Source organism: Photorhabdus hainanensis (assembly GCF_018448965.1).
GTDB classification, from domain to species: domain Bacteria; phylum Pseudomonadota; class Gammaproteobacteria; order Enterobacterales; family Enterobacteriaceae; genus Photorhabdus; species Photorhabdus akhurstii.
Window position 1 is genome coordinate 35,565 of the sequence record NZ_RCWD01000039.1, and the last position, 17,457, is coordinate 53,021.

General features: G+C 39.6%; 14 protein-coding genes. 5 read left to right on the forward strand and 9 right to left on the reverse strand.

Features of this window, described 5'->3' with window-relative positions; translation table 11 throughout:
• Window positions 1-155: 155 nt before the first annotated feature.
• Window positions 156-830 (forward strand): 7-cyano-7-deazaguanine/7-aminomethyl-7-deazaguanine transporter, encoded by a 675-nt coding sequence (locus EAE92_RS19340; RefSeq protein ID WP_214069256.1) that lies wholly within the window; start codon window positions 156-158, stop codon window positions 828-830.
• An 84-nt stretch (window positions 831-914) separates the two neighbouring features.
• Here the strand turns inward: EAE92_RS19340 and fucR are convergent, their stop codons facing one another.
• From fucR to fucP, 4 genes are all read right to left on the reverse strand, one after another.
• Window positions 915-1,616 carry an L-fucose operon activator gene (gene fucR / locus EAE92_RS19345; RefSeq protein ID WP_214069257.1) on the reverse strand — a complete coding sequence of 234 codons (702 nt, stop codon included), beginning with the start codon at window positions 1,614-1,616 and terminating at the stop codon, window positions 915-917.
• Window positions 1,617-1,836: 220 nt separating this feature from the next.
• Window positions 1,837-3,276, reverse strand: coding sequence for an L-fuculokinase (gene fucK / locus EAE92_RS19350; RefSeq protein ID WP_214069258.1), 1,440 nt, complete (start codon window positions 3,274-3,276; stop codon window positions 1,837-1,839).
• A gap of 53 nt (window positions 3,277-3,329) precedes the next feature.
• Window positions 3,330-5,108: an L-fucose isomerase gene (gene fucI / locus EAE92_RS19355; RefSeq protein WP_214069259.1), complete on the reverse strand. Its 1,779-nt coding sequence runs from the start codon at window positions 5,106-5,108 to the stop codon at window positions 3,330-3,332.
• Window positions 5,109-5,147: 39 nt separating this feature from the next.
• Complete coding sequence (gene fucP, locus EAE92_RS19360) at window positions 5,148-6,458, reverse strand: L-fucose:H+ symporter permease (protein WP_214069260.1); 1,311 nt, start codon at window positions 6,456-6,458, stop codon at window positions 5,148-5,150.
• A 493-nt stretch (window positions 6,459-6,951) separates the two neighbouring features.
• Here fucP and fucA point away from each other — a divergent pair, with 493 nt between their 5' ends.
• Window positions 6,952-7,602 (forward strand): L-fuculose-phosphate aldolase, encoded by a 651-nt coding sequence (gene fucA, locus EAE92_RS19365; protein ID WP_214069261.1) that lies wholly within the window; start codon window positions 6,952-6,954, stop codon window positions 7,600-7,602.
• Between the two features lie 326 nt (window positions 7,603-7,928).
• Entirely contained in the window at window positions 7,929-9,029 is a 1,101-nt protein-coding gene (locus EAE92_RS19370; RefSeq protein WP_214069262.1) for a glycerol dehydrogenase, read from the forward strand.
• A 225-nt stretch (window positions 9,030-9,254) separates the two neighbouring features.
• Here the strand turns inward: EAE92_RS19370 and EAE92_RS19375 are convergent, their stop codons facing one another.
• Both EAE92_RS19375 and EAE92_RS19380 read right to left on the reverse strand, forming a co-directional pair.
• The gene (locus EAE92_RS19375; RefSeq protein ID WP_214069263.1) at window positions 9,255-9,686 is read right to left on the reverse strand and encodes a DUF29 domain-containing protein; all 432 of its coding nucleotides are present in this window, start codon (window positions 9,684-9,686) and stop codon (window positions 9,255-9,257) included.
• 191 nt (window positions 9,687-9,877) lie between these two features.
• Window positions 9,878-10,309 carry a DUF29 domain-containing protein gene (locus EAE92_RS19380; protein WP_046396013.1) on the reverse strand — a complete coding sequence of 144 codons (432 nt, stop codon included), beginning with the start codon at window positions 10,307-10,309 and terminating at the stop codon, window positions 9,878-9,880.
• A 494-nt stretch (window positions 10,310-10,803) separates the two neighbouring features.
• Between EAE92_RS19380 and glpT the strand changes: the two genes are divergently transcribed.
• Both glpT and glpQ read left to right on the forward strand, forming a co-directional pair.
• A complete protein-coding gene (glpT, locus tag EAE92_RS19385; protein WP_214069264.1) occupies window positions 10,804-12,156 on the forward strand; it encodes a glycerol-3-phosphate transporter in 1,353 nt (450 codons plus the stop codon).
• A 182-nt stretch (window positions 12,157-12,338) separates the two neighbouring features.
• Entirely contained in the window at window positions 12,339-13,415 is a 1,077-nt protein-coding gene (gene glpQ / locus EAE92_RS19390; protein ID WP_214069265.1) for a glycerophosphodiester phosphodiesterase, read from the forward strand.
• 49 nt (window positions 13,416-13,464) lie between these two features.
• Here glpQ and epmA read toward each other — a convergent pair whose 3' ends face one another.
• From epmA to EAE92_RS19405, 3 genes are all read right to left on the reverse strand, one after another.
• Window positions 13,465-14,442, reverse strand: a complete 978-nt coding sequence (epmA, locus tag EAE92_RS19395; protein WP_214069266.1) for an elongation factor P--(R)-beta-lysine ligase — start codon at window positions 14,440-14,442, stop codon at window positions 13,465-13,467.
• Window positions 14,443-15,392: 950 nt separating this feature from the next.
• Window positions 15,393-15,806, reverse strand: a complete 414-nt coding sequence (locus EAE92_RS19400) for a fascin domain-containing protein (RefSeq protein ID WP_214069267.1) — start codon at window positions 15,804-15,806, stop codon at window positions 15,393-15,395.
• Window positions 15,807-16,389: 583 nt separating this feature from the next.
• Entirely contained in the window at window positions 16,390-16,803 is a 414-nt protein-coding gene (locus tag EAE92_RS19405) for a fascin domain-containing protein (RefSeq protein WP_214069268.1), read from the reverse strand.
• Window positions 16,804-17,457 lie beyond the last annotated feature (654 nt).

The window sequence follows — 17,457 nt, forward strand, 5'->3', positions numbered from 1 at the left end:
GAACTGGATTATATTATAAAAAAGCTAGCAAAAATTAACTTTACATACAGGCATTTTGAATTTGTGTACAACCGACGTATCATGTGAGGCGCCGTCAGTTAAAACGGCAGATATTTGATTGGGTTCCCTCACCCCATTTTCCAAAAAGGTACAATATGTTTTTATCAACTACAATTACACAACAACGCGCTACTGCTTTAATTTGGCTTTCGCTATTTCACATTCTGATTATTATTTCCAGTAATTATCTGGTGCAACTCCCCGTCTCTATTTTCGGTTTTCATACCACCTGGGGAGCCTTTACTTTTCCATTTATTTTTCTTGCAACTGATTTGACGGTTCGTATCTACGGCGCACCACTGGCAAGACGAATCATTACCACCGTCATGCTTCCCGCATTGCTGATCTCTTATATAATTTCTGCCCTATTTTTCCAAGGCGTGTGGCAAGGGTTTACCGCGCTGACTGAATTCAATCTGTTTGTTGCCCGTATTGCCTGCGCCAGCTTTATGGCTTACTTCCTTGGGCAGATACTGGATGTATACGTCTTCAATCGTCTGCGCCGGAGACGTAATTGGTGGGTCGCTCCCGCAGCGGCGATGTTCTTCGGCAACTTACTTGATACCCTTGCCTTTTTCTCCATCGCTTTCTATCGCAGTACCGATGCTTTCATGGCTGCTAACTGGGTCGAGATTGGGTTAGTCGATTACTGCTTCAAACTATTAATTTGCTTACTCTTTTTCCTACCCGCTTACGGCATTTTGCTAAACCTGATTCTCAAATATTTCTTTAACTATCAAACTAATAGTACCTATATTCAAGTGCGCTGATTTTTATACGCCCGACAAATACCTGTCTCTTAATCAGATCGCCTGATTAAGAGATTAGACAAAGCAATAACTTGCCGCCCTGCCCTAATAATTCGATATTATGTCAGTGATATTACTACGATTTCCTATTCTAATTTCGCTTTTTCTGTTAACTTTACTCTTATCAATTAATAAAACTGATTGTAATGCTCGTTTTACAAGAATCTCTTTAAATTCAGCATTATCAATATTCGAATCCCATAAATCACCATTTGCATCAATGCCATCACAGGAAAAAATAAATAGATCGATCTCTAAATTTTTTAATTGTGCAATAAGTGATGAACTAATATAACAAGCATATTTACGATGCAGCACTCCCCCTGAACTGATTAATTGAATATTTTTCTTCTTTGATAATTCATGACAAATACGAATACTATTGGTAAAAATAGTAATATTAATATCAGGAAGTTGTTTTGCCAGATACCAACATGTTGAACTTGCATCAAGTGCGATTATCATTCCTTCGTTTATCCAAGCCACAGCTTGTTGAGCAATAAGTGATTTACTCGAAAAATGGCTTTTAACCCGCATGTTAAAAGAGTCACCATTATCCTGTGTTTCCCTGTTTAAGCTTTTTGCTCTTCCATGCAGACGAAGAAGATAACCATGCTCTTGAAGAAATCGCAGATCCCGACGTATTGTCTCTTTACTCACTTGTAAAACTACGGAAAGTTCAGTAGTTGTTAATGATTCATGGTGATGAAGAAAATCCATGATTTTTTGATGACGTTCATTTCTCATAAAGGAATCCCTTTGATATTGGGACAGAATAGGATGATTCTGCCCAATATCAGCATTAGAAAACCACACCTTGTTTAGCAATATATTTCCACATTTAGTCGTTTTCTCTGTGACGATGATAGCAAAAACGTTACCATTTCCTACTTTAACCGGCATGTTTAAAAGCGACGAATAGAAGAAATAAATAGGACAATTATCTTTAACGAAAGATTACCTATTTTTATATAAAATTCTTAATTAATGAATGATAAACCTCCTGATGCTCACCCGGTGTATATAGTTCATAATGATAAGAAAATTGTTCACGGGCCTTTTCAGAGGATTCATAGCAACCGACACCAAACCAGGCAAAGAAAGAAGCGCCTAATACCGTCGCCTCTGATTCATTAACAACTTTTATGGGTAGGTTTAAAATATCTGCTTTTATTTGATTCCAAAGATAATTTCGGCTACCGCCGCCCACTAATATCAACTCCTTAGCATGAAATCCACTTATCTTTTCCAAAAGAGATAGGTTTTGTTTTAATTGATATCCTAACGCTTCTAATGCGGCACGATAAAAATGACGTCGTTCAGTATTTAACGTTATTCCGCACCATCCCGCCTCGGAGGTTAATAAACGACAATTCATTCTTAAGTTATTAGCGCCGGGAGGAACAGATAAAGCTTCATGGATCATTTGAAGATAAGCATCCGAAGGGGAAATACCTTGCCAAAAAAGCTGTCTGATCCATTCAAGTATTCCAGAAGCCAACCATTGTAATCCTGGATTAAAGATCCCTTTTCTTGCGTCTAATTCACATGTAGAGCCAGTATAATGAGGTAAAATATGGGTATTCACATGAGGGGTGCGTACCATCAGAATTTCCCAGGTGCCGGAAGATAAAACAGGTTGATTCAAACCCGCACCTGAGCCAAATAAAGCAAATTGCGTATCATGTCCAGAAGAAATAACTGGAATTCCCGCAGGCAAGTGGAATTCTTTAGCTATCTCTGATGTCAAAGTGCCAATTTGCTCACCGGCAGAAACGAGTTCAGGAAATAAAGTCTCTGAAATAGAAATCGCATCTAAAATTTCCCCACTAAACTGCTCCTTATGAATATTTAGCAACTGACTGGTCCCGGCCATCGTTCTATCAGTTGACATCACTCCTGTTAATCGATAATTGATTAAAGAAGAAATAAATAACCATGCATGGGCTTTGTCAAAAAGAGTAGGATGATTTTCCTTTAACCAAATTAATTTATAAAGCGTATTAAAATTAAATTGCCCGACACCGGATATCGTTTGCAATTTCTCAGCGGAGAAGTAACGCTCAATATTTTCAACAATAGGGATTGTTCGTGGACACTTCCAACTAATTATTGGATAAAGTAGGCTACCCTGTGCGTCGACCAGTGTTCCATCAACACCAAAAGTCGTCACCGTTATTGCGCGTATCTTATAACTTGATAATTGAGGGATAATCACACGACAACAGCCTGCCAACCGTTCTAAAATGGCATCCAGCGACCATATATGCCAGTGAGGATTGGCGTTATCAGGCTCGCTAGTATTCGGTGTTGACGCCTTTGCAATCACATCACCCTGAGAGTCAACCGCAATAGCCCGCACATTGGTGGCCCCACAATCCAAAACTAAAACCACATCTTGAACCATACGCTCTCCTGTCATGGAATAAGAGGCGGTACAATTCATACCGCCAACAGCCACTATTTCTTATAGAGAGGCCCATAGTTTTTACAGGCTCGGTAATCTGAACCCTCTGGCTCCATACCGTGCGCACTCCATGCAGAAGGACGATAAATGGCTTTCTCATCCACGTTATGCATACAAACTGGGATTCTGAGCATAGAAGCTAATGTAATGAAATCGGCGCCAACATGACCAATAGAAAGCACTCCATGATTAGCTCCCCAATTCGCCATAACGGAGTACACATCCTTAAAGGCGCCTCTACCGGTTAAACGCGGAACAAACCAAGTTGTCGGCCAGGTTTCATTTGTCCGCTTATCCAGAACGTCATGGATATCTTTAGGCAACTCCGCGCTCCAACCCTCAGCGATTTGCAAGACTGGGCCAAGACCTTTAATAATATTGACACGACTCAGGGTGAAAGGAACGCCGCCTTTTGTTAAAAATTTGGAGGAGAAGCCACCCCCTCTGAAATATTCATGAAGCGCCGGGCGCCATTGCGTTGCAGCCAGACAAGCATCCACTTCCTCTGCGGTAATTTCCCAATGAGGCTTCATCGTAGGATAGCCTTGAGCGTCTTTTTGGCAACAAGTTCCATCCAGCGTCGCAGAGCCTGAATTAATCAGATGAATCACCCCATTTTCAGCCTGTCCCGTAAGTTTTTTGCCCGTAACACGCTCGACAGATTCTGGAGACCAGAAAGTTCGAACATCAGCAAAAATCTGTGCCGTCCCTGTCAGCATATGGCCAAATAACATCACAACGCCATTTAGACTGTCATTCTCGGTCGCAACCGTAAAGGGCTGACGGATGCCGTTCCAGTCAAATGAACTATTTAAGATCGCTTCCGCAGTATCGCCATTAGGATATTGATCTGTCCAATGACGTTGCCCCTGAAAACCCGCCACAATCGCGTTGTAGCCGAGTGCTTCTTCGCCATACCCTTTTTCTTTCAGTTTCGGGTTTCCCTGCATCATGTCGCGAATGCAAATAGCCATGAGTAAACTTTCGCGAAGAACCTGGCGACGACTTTCTGGTGAACGGTGATATTGTTTAGCATTCAGATCTTCACCATATTGGAAATACTTATCTGCCCAAGATAAAGCAAGCTCCAGTTCTTCTTCATCATATATTTGCTGATCAATACGACGGCGTAATTCTGTCATATCAACAGATTGGACTTTCATACCAAGCCAAGATTCAAAAAAATCATGATCAACCATTGAACCTGCAATGCCCATTGAGGCACCGCCAATAGAGAGGTAAGTTTTTCCTTTCATACTAGCAACAGCTAATCCGGCACGTGCAAATCGTAGCAATTTTTCTTTGACATCATCAGGAATACGAGTGTCATCGACATCTTGAACTTCATGTCCGTATATAGAAAAAGCGGGGATGCCTTTTTGCGAGTGGGCGGCTAAAGCTGCCGCAAGGTAGACTGCGCCTGGACGTTCCGTCCCATTAAACCCCCAAATAGCTTTTGGTCTTGTTGGCTCCATATCTAATGTTTCACTGCCATAGCACCAACACGGCGTGACGGTAATTGTCAGACCAATATTTAATGCACTGAATTTTTCATCACAAGCCGCAGATTCAGCAAGACCAGCAATACATGTGTCTGCAATAACGCATTCAACAGGGGTGCCGCAAGCATGGTAAATATGTCCAGTTAATAAATTAGCTGTCGCTTTTGCCATATTCAGGGTTTGCTCTTCGAGTGATTCACGCACTCCCATACGGCGGCCATCAATAACTGGGCGAATACCAATCTTGGGTAAATTCATATTCTTTCTCATGCGATTTCCTCCATACAAATAAAGTTGTTATTTGCTTTTTTAATTAAACAGATGACCAGGTAACGCATTCGCTCGGAATTTTGCGAAAATAAAGATCACAAAAAAACAGAAAGCAGGCACAAGCTCAGCCGTAGGAATGTGGCCCACTGCATCACTGACAAATCCCATAATAGGCGTCACAATGCCGCCGCCAACAATCGTCATTACAATGAGTGAAGAACCATATTTGGTATCCTGACCTAATCCTTTAATTCCTAATGAAAATATGGTTGGGTATTGAATAGACATAAACATGCTACAAATGGTCAATGCAATTAAGCCGATGTATCCCCCCATGAACGCGGAAATAATGCAAAGGTTCATGGATATCAAGGCATAACAAGCTAATACTTTTTCTGGCGCAAATCGCTTAACTAACCAAGTACCCGTCGATCGACCAATAAAGAAAAACACCATTGTCGCTGTCAGATAATTGGCGGCATACCCCGGAGTCATACTTGGAATTTCATCAACAGCATAACGAATCAGGTAACTCCAGCAAGCTGTCTGCGCACCGACATAACAAAATTGCGCTAACACTGCCCAGCGCCAATGCCTGACTTTAATAAGGCGACCTAAAGACTCAAAGAATGAGCTGTTATTACCATGCGTATCACTTTGTATCACTGGAAATTTAGTAAATAAAATTAAGAATGCAATCATTAAAACAGCAGCAGCGATAATCATATAAGGGGATTGTACCGCTAAAACGAGACTGTGATTATAGGTATCAAGTTGCTCAACAGTCATTTTATCAAGTGTTTCTTGGGATAAATGAGGGACATTAGATAAAATTAAACTTTGCCCAAAAATAACGGCGACAATTGCCCCAAATGAGTTAAATGTTTGAGCCAGATTAATACGAAAATGTCCCGCTTTTTCAGGCCCTAATACCGTGACAAAAGGGTTAGCCGCTGTTTCCAGGCACCCTAACCCAGCGGCGATGATAAACAGTCCCACTAGGAATAGTGTATAACTCATCGCTTCTGCGGCAGGCCAAAAAAGGGCGGCGCCAACAGCATAAAATAATAACCCAGTAATTATCCCTGCTTTATAATTTAACTTATTCATTAATATGCCAGCAGGAATAGGAATAATAAAATAACCAAAATAAAATGCCGATTGAATTAGTCCCGCTTGGAAATTTGTTAAGACAAAAGCTTTTTGAAATTGAGGCAACAATATATCATTTAAGTTATTTGCCACAGCCCATAAAAAAAACAGAGAACATAAAAGAGTAAAAGGGATTAAATAACCTCTGTTTTTTTTATTATCCCGCGCTATACTTGATTGCATCGATATATTATCCATAGCTCCCTCATCTATCGCAGTTGGTACTGTAAGTCTTCCAGAATCCAGAATCCAGAATCCAGAATCCAGAATAACCCATATTTTTAGTCATCTATAAGATAATAAAATGATCCCAATCACACTTATTTATTCATGCCGCTAAATTGTGAACCTAATCACTGAAATAAATCTATTATATATGCCCGTTTGTGTCTTTTTTATTTAATTCGGTCATAAAAATGACCGGATAATATTTTTTATAAAAAAACGGTCAATAAAACCAATAAATGACCGTTTGAGTTAGAAATGAAAAATACGGAATAAAAAAACAAATATAGATATCTGTAAAACCCAAAAAGTGATAAAAACATTTGAGCTTAATCACAAAAATTAATTTAACTATTTATTTAAAAACAACAAAGTATTACAACAAAAACAAATAGCAAACTTCATTTATTTATTTTTCATCGACTAGCATAAAAGCATACTTCTAATTTAAATAAGGTAAATAATCATGAAAAGAAATACATTATCTCGTGAAATTATTAATATATGCTTAGAAATGACCCGACTAGGATTAAATCAAGGCACTGCGGGTAATGTCAGTGTCCGTTATCACAATGGAATGTTAATTACGCCGACAGGAATTCCTTATGAACAATTGACTGAAACACATATTGTTTATGTAGATGAAAACGGTCAACCTGAGGATAATAAGCTCCCCTCGAGTGAATGGCGTTTTCATCAGGCGGTCTATCATGCCAGACCCGACGCCAACGCGGTTGTCCATAATCATGCAATTCATTGCACAGCGGTTTCTATTTTAAATAAATCAATCCCGGCCATTCATTACATGATTGCAGCGGCGGGAGGAGATTCAATTCCCTGTGTGCCTTACGCGACATTTGGCACCAAACAACTCTCTGACTATGTATTTAACGGTTTTAAAAACAGAAAAGCTATTCTATTACAGCATCATGGAATGATTGTTTGCGAGGTTAATCTACAAAAAGCACTGTGGCTCGCGCATGAAGTTGAAGTGCTCGCTCATCTATATTTACAGACCCTGGCGATCCAAAATCCAGTTCCTATTCTGAGTCCAGAGGAAATAGCTATTGTGCTTGAGAAATTTAAAACATATGGCTTAAAAATTGAAAAAAATTGAAAAAATAGGACCATTTTGTCAGGCAATCATTATGGCGTTAACTTCACCAAACGCAGCCAAGCCCAATGAAGAAGAAGGGCCTGTTCCAGTGCAAAGATCCGGACATAGATCAAAAAAACACACATTTCCTACTATAAAACGGGTATAACAACTTTATTTATCCATAACCAACCATTAATTTTTATAGGTAGTGTTAACCTGTTAAGTAATTTAAGTGCTTTTTTCATCCGAAGACAGTTTACCGGTTTTGTCACATTTTGTTCCCTGTTCGTTAGGAAAATTGATGCGACAAACAGCTATTGAGTTTCCACAAAAGGAATATTCTTATGTTGAAAATTATTCAATCCCCCTCCAAATATATTCAGGGACCTGACGCCCTGCTCCATATTGGTAAATATACAAAAACCATCGCCGACCACGTTTTGGTTATCATCGGTAATTCCGCTATGAAATTGGTGGGAGATACCGTTCATAACAGCCTGGAACAGTATGAAATTACTCGCCATTTTGAAGTGTTTGGCGGTGAATGTAGTCAGAATGAGATTAAACGCCTGTCTGACATTCTTAAAAAACATGAATGCCAAGCCGTTATTGGTATCGGTGGAGGCAAAGTACAAGATACCGCAAAAGCGGTCGCTTACGAATCCAGACTACCTGTTCTGATTGCCCCCACTATCGCTTCCACTAATGCCCCAACCAGTGCTCTCTCAGTTATTTACAGCGATGATGGCAAATTCGAAGACTATCTGTTTCTCCCAACAAATCCAGATATTGTCTTAATCGATACCAGCCTTATCGCTAAAGCCCCAACCCGTTTTCTGATTGCCGGAATTGGCGACGCGTTGGCAACTTACTTCGAAGCCCGTGTTTGTGGAGACGGCCATAAACCTCGAATGACAGATGGTGGGATATCCCGTACCGCAATAGCCCTTGCTCATCTCTGTTACGAAACTTTGTTAGAAGAGGGCTATAAAGCAAAACTGGCTGTTGAAGCGGGCGTCAGTACACCTGCGGTGGAAAATGTCATCGAAGCTATTACTTACTTAAGCGGCCTGGGCTTTGAAAATACGGGAGTAGCCGCCGCACATTCCGTACACAATGGCTTTACCGTATTAGAAGAATGCCACCACATGTACCACGGCGAAAAAGTCGCCTTTGGGATATTAGTTCAACTAATACTGGAAAATAGCCCAAATGAAGAATTAGACACTTTCCTTGATTTCTGTGTACAGATGGGACTACCGGTTACTCTGGATCAACTTGGGGTAAAAGATGGTGAAAAACTGAAAGAAAAAGTGATGGCAGTAGCGAAAGCCAGTTGTGCCGAGGAAGAAACCATTCACAACCTGCCTTTTGAAGTGACACCGGAAAAAGTGTACGCCGCTATTATGGCTGCTGACCGGATGGGACGCGACTGGCTGTATTAAGTTTGACAAGAGCGGGCAAATTGTCCGCTTTTATTCTTTATTTAGACAAGTGACATTCGTAAATGAAAAAGGGCAATCTTGGCTAATACAATGAGCATCCACTGAAAAGCAAATAATTTCTGTTAATACTGCTTGCAGTGAAATGAAAATCAATCAACTGAGTTGTTGAGTAGTGAGAAAACGCACCGTTCAAAATCAGTGCGTCAGGAAACAAATTTATCGAGTCTATTCAGGCCAAAAATTCTCATCCATTATCTGCTCAAATGTCCAAGGACAAGTTTCAGGAAATATATTCCGATTAATTAACGTTTCTTTTTCTGCCAATCGACGGGCAGTTGTGTAGGCTTTTTCCAAATGCTCATCCAACTTATTTTTCAAACTGGGAGACTCTTGCAAACAGTCAATTGCCTTATCACGCTGTTCTTCAATGGTCAGTTCCCAGCTCCGCCCTCTGCGATCTGCCTGATATCTCCATTTCAGTAAGTGTGCGAGTAAAATTTCCAACCGGGATCGTAATTCTCTGCGCTCGCTTCGCCCCATAGCCTCAATTTCCTCAAGAAGATTTTCCGTATCCAACTGGTTCAAATCACCGGAACGAAGCAAACCGGCTTGCTCCTGAGTCCAACCATAAAAGTCGCTGTCATAACGTGTCGTCATGGTTCCTCCACTTGTATATCAGCTATGCAACTGTATAAATTATGAGTCTGACAGATTATTGGCATACCGTCAAAACAGTACATTTATCATCAAAATCGATTAGCGCCCCATTCACCATAAAGGTACAACACAGTATTGCAGCTTAAAGCCGGTGGTTTGACCTTTCATTTAGAAAAACAAATTTATCAAGTCTATTCAGGCCAAAAATTCTCATCCATTATTTGCTCAAATGTCCAAGGACAAGTTTCAGGAAATACACTACGCCTAATATTAGTTTCCCTCTCCGCTGCAATAATGGCATCACCATAAGCATCAGAGGAAATTTCGCTAAGTTCTGACTTTAAGCTGGGATTTTTTTTAAGACGACGGGCTATTTTTCTTCTCTGCTCTTCAATCGTAAGCTTCCAGCTCCGGCCTTGCCGTTCAGATTGGAATTGCCATTTTAGGAGGTGAAGAAACAGTACCTCAAGACGAGATTCCAGCTCGTTTCTTTGGCTATTTCCCATACTTTCTATTTCCTCCGAAAGGTTTTCCCTATCCAATTGACTCAAGTTACCGGAACGAAGCAAACCTGCCTGCTCCCGAGTCCAACCATAAAAATCGCTGTCATAACGTGTCGTCATGGGTTCCTCCACTGGGTATATCAGCTATACAACTGTATAAATTATGAGTCTGGCAGATTATAGGCATACCGTCAAAACAGTATGTTTATCGTTAAAATCGATTAGCAGCCCATTCACCGTCAATTGAAACGTTTCCCTTGTCTGAAAGGATACACATATAGAAGATGCATAAAATCTACGGTTTTTGTTTGATAAAGAACAAAAACGAACCAAAAACGCTCACCAACAATTAAATAAAGCTCGTTATTGTGACAATAGTCACAATTTCATTGGTAAAGTACATTTTAAAAAGTTAACAAATCACTCAGAATTGTCGCCGGGGCAGAACAACTTTAACAACTGAGGGTTGTTTCACAGATAGGTTGGGTTATTTCTACTATCATAATTTTCGTTATGGAAAATAACCACTTACAAAACCTTTCATTTTCCCATCCGGTGGCATTAGTCAACCGGCGAGCTATTTATATAACTAGAAATGCCATCGGAGGCAAAATATGTTAAGTATTTTCAAGCCGGCACCTCATAGGTCCCGGCTGTCAACAGAACAGATAGACCCCGTCTATCGTCGCTTGCGCTGGCAAATTTTTATGGGGATTTTCTTTGGCTACGCGGCTTATTATCTGGTAAGGAAAAACTTTGCCCTCGCAATGCCTTATCTGGTTGAACAGGGTTTCTCCAAAGGTGAGCTCGGTTTCGCGCTATCAGGGATCTCTATCGCATACGGTTTCTCCAAATTCATCATGGGTTCCGTATCCGACCGTTCCAACCCACGATTCTTCTTACCCGCCGGTCTGCTCCTCGCAGCTATTGTGATGCTGTTTATGGGTTTCGTACCTTGGGCAACTTCCAGCATCACCACCATGTTCGTCCTGCTGTTCCTATGTGGCTGGTTCCAGGGTATGGGCTGGCCTCCTTGTGGTCGTACTATGGTGCACTGGTGGTCACAGAAAGAGCGTGGCGGTATCGTTTCTATCTGGAACTGCGCGCACAATGTTGGCGGAGGCTTACCACCCTTGCTATTCCTGTTGGGCATGGCGTGGTTCAATGACTGGAAAGCCGCACTTTATATGCCAGCTTTCGCCGCCATTCTCGTTGCATTGATTGCGTTCGCGCTGATGCGTGACACACCACAATCCTGTGGCTTGCCGCCAATCGAAGAGTATAAAAACGACTATCCATCTGATTATACAGAGAAAAATGAAAAAGAATTAACAGCTAAACAAATTTTCATGCAGTACGTGTTACCGAACAAACTGCTGTGGATGGTTGCTATGGCTAACGTATTTGTTTATCTGCTACGTTACGGCATTCTTGATTGGTCGCCAACTTATCTGCGTGAAGCCAAACATTTCGCACTGGATAAATCTTCATGGGCTTATTTCCTGTACGAATATGCCGGTATCCCAGGCACGCTACTATGTGGCTGGATGTCAGACAAAATATTTAAAGGTAACCGTGGTGCGACCGGGGTGTTCTTTATGACACTGGTTACAATTGCAACTATCGTATTCTGGCTGAACCCACCAGGTAATCCAACGGTAGATATGGCTTGTATGCTGACTATTGGTTTCCTTATCTACGGCCCGGTGATGCTGACTGGTCTACATGCCCTTGAGCTGGCTCCCAAGAAAGCCGCCGGTACAGCCGCTGGCTTCACCGGCTTATTTGGTTACTTAGGCGGCTCTGTTGCTGCAAGTGCTATCATCGGCTACACCGTTGACTTTTTCGGTTGGGACAGCGGCTTTATGGTAATGATTGGCGGGAGTATCTTGTCCGTTATTCTATTGCTAATTGTTACAATTACCGAAAGCAAACATAAACAAGAAATTACCCAACAATATAGCTAATTTCTGTCATTAAACTGTGATATATCACTGATAATGTCAACTAAGCCGCAGCATTTATATGCTGCGGCTTTTTTCAACATCTAAACTAAGCTAAGAGATTATGTTAGTCAGTGTCTTAACACAGCCAAACAGATAGTTTATTGAGATAGATTTCATCTCGTAACTAAAACGGAGAAACACATATGAAGGCTCCAATCAAAACAATAATAACAGGCATTATTTTAGCCTCATCAATGTCAGGTATCACCCAAGCAGCAGATAAGATTGTTATCGCCCATCGAGGCGCAAGTGGATATCTGCCTGAACACACTCTGCCGGCCAAAGCGATGGCTTATGCCGAAGGTGCGGATTATCTGGAACAAGATCTGGTTATGACTAAAGACGATGAACTGATAGTCTTACATGACCATTACCTTGATCGTGTCACTGATGTTGCCCATAAATTCCCCGACCGTGCCCGTAAAGATGGACGCTACTATGCCATCGACTTTACCTTGTCTGAAATAAAATCATTAAAATTCACAGAAGGCTTCGATATTAAAAACGACCAACAAATACAAAATTTCTCCAACCGTTTCCCAATGTGGAAGTCTGATTTTCGAATCCACACTTTTCAGGAAGAGATTGAGTTTGTTCAGGGATTAAATAAATCTACTGGCAAAAACATCGGTATTTACCCTGAAATCAAAGCACCTTGGTTCCACCAGCAGGAGGGAAAAGATATTTCTACTAAAGTGCTAACCATGCTGAAAGCGTATGGTTACACCAAGAAAAGTGACAAAGTTTACCTTCAATGTTTTGATGTCAACGAACTTAAACGCATCAAAAACGAACTGGAACCCAAGTTAGGCATGGATCTGAAGCTAATTCAACTTATCGCCTACACCAACTGGAATGAAACCTATGAAAAGCAACCAGACGGCAAATGGACAAATTACAGCTATGACTGGATGTTCAAACCCGGCGCTATGAAAAAAGTAGCAGAATATGCTGATGGCATTGGCCCTGATTACCATATGATTGTGTCTAAGGATTCCACCCCAACCAATATTAAGTTAACCGGTATGGTGAAAGAGGCTCACGCTAATAATATGCAAATCCATCCATATACGATTCGGGTTGATCAACTGCCTAAATACGCCGCCAGCGGCGATCAACTTTTCGATATCATATATAACCAAGCGGGCGTAGATGGTGTATTCACCGATTTTCCTGACTTAGGTGTAAAATTCCTGCAAAAACAGCATCAACATAAATAAGATGCAAACAGGGCGCTTCAATCTGCGCCCTGTTCCTATCGCTTAATAATTACGCCTTACTTATCGAAAAAGCCATAACATCACTGAGCTTTTCAGCCCGCAAAGCCAACATCACCAAACGATCGACGCCAAGCGCCACACCTGCACACTCAGGCATCCCTTTTTTCAGGGCGCCAATCAGATTTTCATCAATTGGTCGAACAGGTAAACCCAATTCTGCTCGTTTACGGTTATCCTGTTCAAAACGCTGATGCTGCTCATGACTATCAGTTAACTCACGGAAGCCATTTGCCAATTCAACGCCTTTAAAATAGACTTCAAAACGTTCTGCCACCCGATGATCTTCTTTGCTGATTTCCGCCAAAGAAGCCTGAGAAGCCGGAAAATGGTAGATAAAAGTTGGCTTTTCAGTACCAATATGCGGCTCAACACCAACAGCAAACAAAAGCTGCAATAAAGTATCCCGATCTTCTTCTATATCGGCAATATTACTTAGATCCAGTTTGGCAGCGACTTCACGCAACTTTTCTTTCTCTGCTGATAGCGGATCAATATCTAGATAACGTAGGAAAGCTTGTTGATAAGAGAGTGACTCTGCATTTTCACAGTCAAGGATCTGCTGAAGCAAATCATCAACTTCATTCATCAAACGATACATATCATAGTGAGGCCGATACCATTCCAGCATGGTAAATTCAGGATTATGATAACGACCCGCCTCTTCATTACGGAAGCAACGACCAAGCTGATAAATAGGACCACTTCCTGCTGCCAGCAGGCGCTTCATGTGATATTCCGGGCTCGTCATCAGATAAAGAGTCATACCATCCGCAGCGCCTGGACCAACAAACTCCGTCTGAAAAGGAAACAATTGAATATCAGTTACTGTGAACTGACCCATCGCAGGCGTTTCAACTTCCAATACCCCACGATCTGCGAAAAAGCGCCGTATTTCTGCTAAAATAGTCGCTCGTTTCAACAAGTTGGCGATAGGTGCGCTTGGCTGCCAGTTTGCTGTTTCGCTCATGTAAATGACTCCAAAATAAAACCAAACGTGCAGTCTACCTGCATCACACATATCAGACAAATTATTACCGTCTGATCATCCCGGAACAACTTAGCTTGTCTCGCATCAAGACTATCGCAGATTGACTACCGCTGGATATATTATTATTAGCTATCTGCCAAAATATTACCGTCAGATAAACAATAAAATAGTGATCGATTTTTCCTGACACAACAAAGCCAATACCAGACAAAATCATCATTTACTCTAACAGAGTTATCAATTTAAAATGGCAAAATATATCTATATGGGTTTTATCCGGCTTAATATAATTAATACCGTTTATGCTGATCCTACTCAGATATTTTCCATTATCTGCCTGCAATGCGATAGTGTGCTCTGATAATGCCATCATACCCTCCGTTTAAATATATACCCGTCATCTTTCAAGTTGCCTCTTTGTTGGCTGCGCTCACTCACCCCAGTCACATAGTTACCTATGCTCCCGGGGATTCGCTCCCTTGCCGTCGCGATGCATCTTGAAATCCATAGGGTATAATTAATTACTTTATAGAATACCGTTTAAACCTCATATCGACTCTCTATATCCATAGAAAATAAAATTCCCTTGTTGAATATATACTACTGCCGCCAAACAATAAAATATATCCTCTCTTTATTATGGACGATATAGCCAATTATTACTTGTAATTATTAAATGACCAGAGGAAATTATCATATTTAGATTAAAATTAAGATATTATAAGGAAACTGAAAAATAATTTAAGATGATAATTATAATATAACCAGTAACACGAGAAATACATTATCAATCAAACTATTATGAAATATAATTAATATTTTACCCAGTGTATTAAGTGACTAATCCTATTGTGTTACTATTAACATAATAGTGGTCAGATAAAACTGACCACCATAATAATACGTCAGAAAAGATCACAATTGTCCAATTACAGTTTTATAAATTTAAACTGGCAATATATATCTAAGTCGTATTTATCCGGTTTAATATAGTTAAAAATACCACCAGAATTGCTCCGACTCAGATATTTTCCATTATCTGCACACAAAGCTATAACATTATAGTCGATATATTCCAAAATAAAAGTAGAATAAACATCAATATCTGATTTTGTCGCCACTATATAATCGCTACCAGCCAGAGAGATCCGACTTAAATAGAGGCCATTGCTTGCACGAAGCGCTACCTTATTGGAACTCAGTTGTGTTGCAGAATATTTTGTATAAATATCAATAATAGATTTATTAGCTTCAATAAAGTCAAATCCTCCTCCTCGATCAATTCGACTTAAATAACATCCATTATCTGCTTGTAATGCAATAGGGCTACTTGATAATCCCATAACATTCTCCTATTTATACCCGTCATCTTTCAAATTGCCTCTTTGTTGGCTGCACTCACTCACCCCGGTCACATAGTTCTTTATGCTCCCGGGGATTCGCTCCCTTGCCGCCGCGATGCATCTTGAAATCCAAGGGGTATAGATATATTTAGTTTATTTTGGTCAACTATATTATTTATAACGCATTAATTTAAATATCGCATTTCACTATTCCTGTAAATATAAATTATTTTCAATTAATATATACAACCAATATAATTATTAAATACCAAAATATATTTTGGTATCTATTTTGAATGATATAATTATTTAAGATTTAATTATAATATTCATTAAGCGTAAATAGTTTTCACATTTAAACTATAAAACAGCAAACTATAAACAAAATAAAAAGTTATTTGAAATCATTAATTGCAACATTATAAATAACTTTAAAATCCATTATTATCTAATTATCTTAAAATAAGTAATAGGTTTTTATCTGACATATTAAATAGCTGATATTATTAGTGCAAAAATAAGACAAAATAATAGTGGCCAGTTTTACTTGGCCACCATAAAAAACTCAAATAAAGATCGTTACTTATGCAATTAATGTAGTCACTTTAAAGTGGCAATACACATCTAAATTAACTTTATCCGGCTTAATGTAATCAACACCATTCTGAGTGATTCGACTTAAATACTTTCCGTTATCTGCACGTAGAGCTATCACATTACATCCGACATCCTCTACTGTAAACGTAGAATAAACATCAATACTCGATTTCGCCGCTTCAATATAATCACTACCAGTTCGAGTAATCCGGCTCAAATAAAGCCCATTATCAGCAAGAAGTGCTATCTTATTAGTACCAAGCTGTATTAATTTATATCTTGAGTATATATCAATGGCAGATTTAACAGCTTCAATATACTGAACCCCCGCCTGATCTATTCGACTCAGGTAGAGATTATTATCTGCTTGTAACGCAATAGTGATATTTGGCAATCCCATAATATTCCTCTATTAAAATACATTTTCATTTCTTAAATTAATTAATTTAAATGACTTTAATCATGAAAAACTATTTAAATGTCACTTATCCCTATACCTGTAAAAAAACTACTTTACTAAATATAGGTCATTAAAATCAAATAGCAAATTATATTTCCTAATCTATTTTTAATTACATGGTTATTTTACTTTAAATTATAACATCCATAAAAAAACAGAAGTCATTTTTATATTTAATTTAAATAATAATTATAGAAAATAAAAATAACTTAAGATTATTAATTATAATATCATCAGAAGAAATAAATTATCTGAATCTCACTGAATATTTACACAATTTCTAATACTGACAAAAATATCAGATAAGTTAAATTCACACTACACAGACTGTGTGCTCATCCCCACCATAACACTCCATTATTTTCCTCAAAAGGCACTCTCATTACCAGATCGTGATGAACGGAAGAAAAAAATAACTTATTCCTGTCTCAGATCATATTTTTGTAAGTGACTGCTCCCTGCCGTAAAGAGGGTGTCGCAAAAGTTAACCCTTATCAGCTAATATCAGTTAAGCTCTGGGTTAATATTCCAAACGAGACCTTCTATGACTCAATTCCTACGGCAACTGACACCTTCCGTTCATACCGGGCGTCA

Coding starts and splice junctions, on each gene's coding strand:
- EAE92_RS19400 (WP_214069267.1), bottom strand. CDS start 15,806: ATGGGATTATCAAGTAGCCCTATTGCATTACAAGCAGATAATGGATGT.
- EAE92_RS19340 (WP_214069256.1), top strand. CDS start 156: ATGTTTTTATCAACTACAATTACACAACAACGCGCTACTGCTTTAATT.
- fucR (WP_214069257.1), bottom strand. CDS start 1,616: ATGAGAAATGAACGTCATCAAAAAATCATGGATTTTCTTCATCACCAT.
- epmA (WP_214069266.1), bottom strand. CDS start 14,442: ATGAGCGAAACAGCAAACTGGCAGCCAAGCGCACCTATCGCCAACTTG.
- fucP (WP_214069260.1), bottom strand. CDS start 6,458: ATGGATAATATATCGATGCAATCAAGTATAGCGCGGGATAATAAAAAA.
- glpQ (WP_214069265.1), top strand. CDS start 12,339: ATGAAGGCTCCAATCAAAACAATAATAACAGGCATTATTTTAGCCTCA.
- fucK (WP_214069258.1), bottom strand. CDS start 3,276: ATGGTTCAAGATGTGGTTTTAGTTTTGGATTGTGGGGCCACCAATGTG.
- fucI (WP_214069259.1), bottom strand. CDS start 5,108: ATGAGAAAGAATATGAATTTACCCAAGATTGGTATTCGCCCAGTTATT.
- EAE92_RS19405 (WP_214069268.1), bottom strand. CDS start 16,803: ATGGGATTGCCAAATATCACTATTGCGTTACAAGCAGATAATAATCTC.
- EAE92_RS19375 (WP_214069263.1), bottom strand. CDS start 9,686: ATGACGACACGTTATGACAGCGACTTTTATGGTTGGACTCAGGAGCAA.
- EAE92_RS19370 (WP_214069262.1), top strand. CDS start 7,929: ATGTTGAAAATTATTCAATCCCCCTCCAAATATATTCAGGGACCTGAC.
- fucA (WP_214069261.1), top strand. CDS start 6,952: ATGAAAAGAAATACATTATCTCGTGAAATTATTAATATATGCTTAGAA.
- EAE92_RS19380 (WP_046396013.1), bottom strand. CDS start 10,309: ATGACGACACGTTATGACAGCGATTTTTATGGTTGGACTCGGGAGCAG.
- glpT (WP_214069264.1), top strand. CDS start 10,804: ATGTTAAGTATTTTCAAGCCGGCACCTCATAGGTCCCGGCTGTCAACA.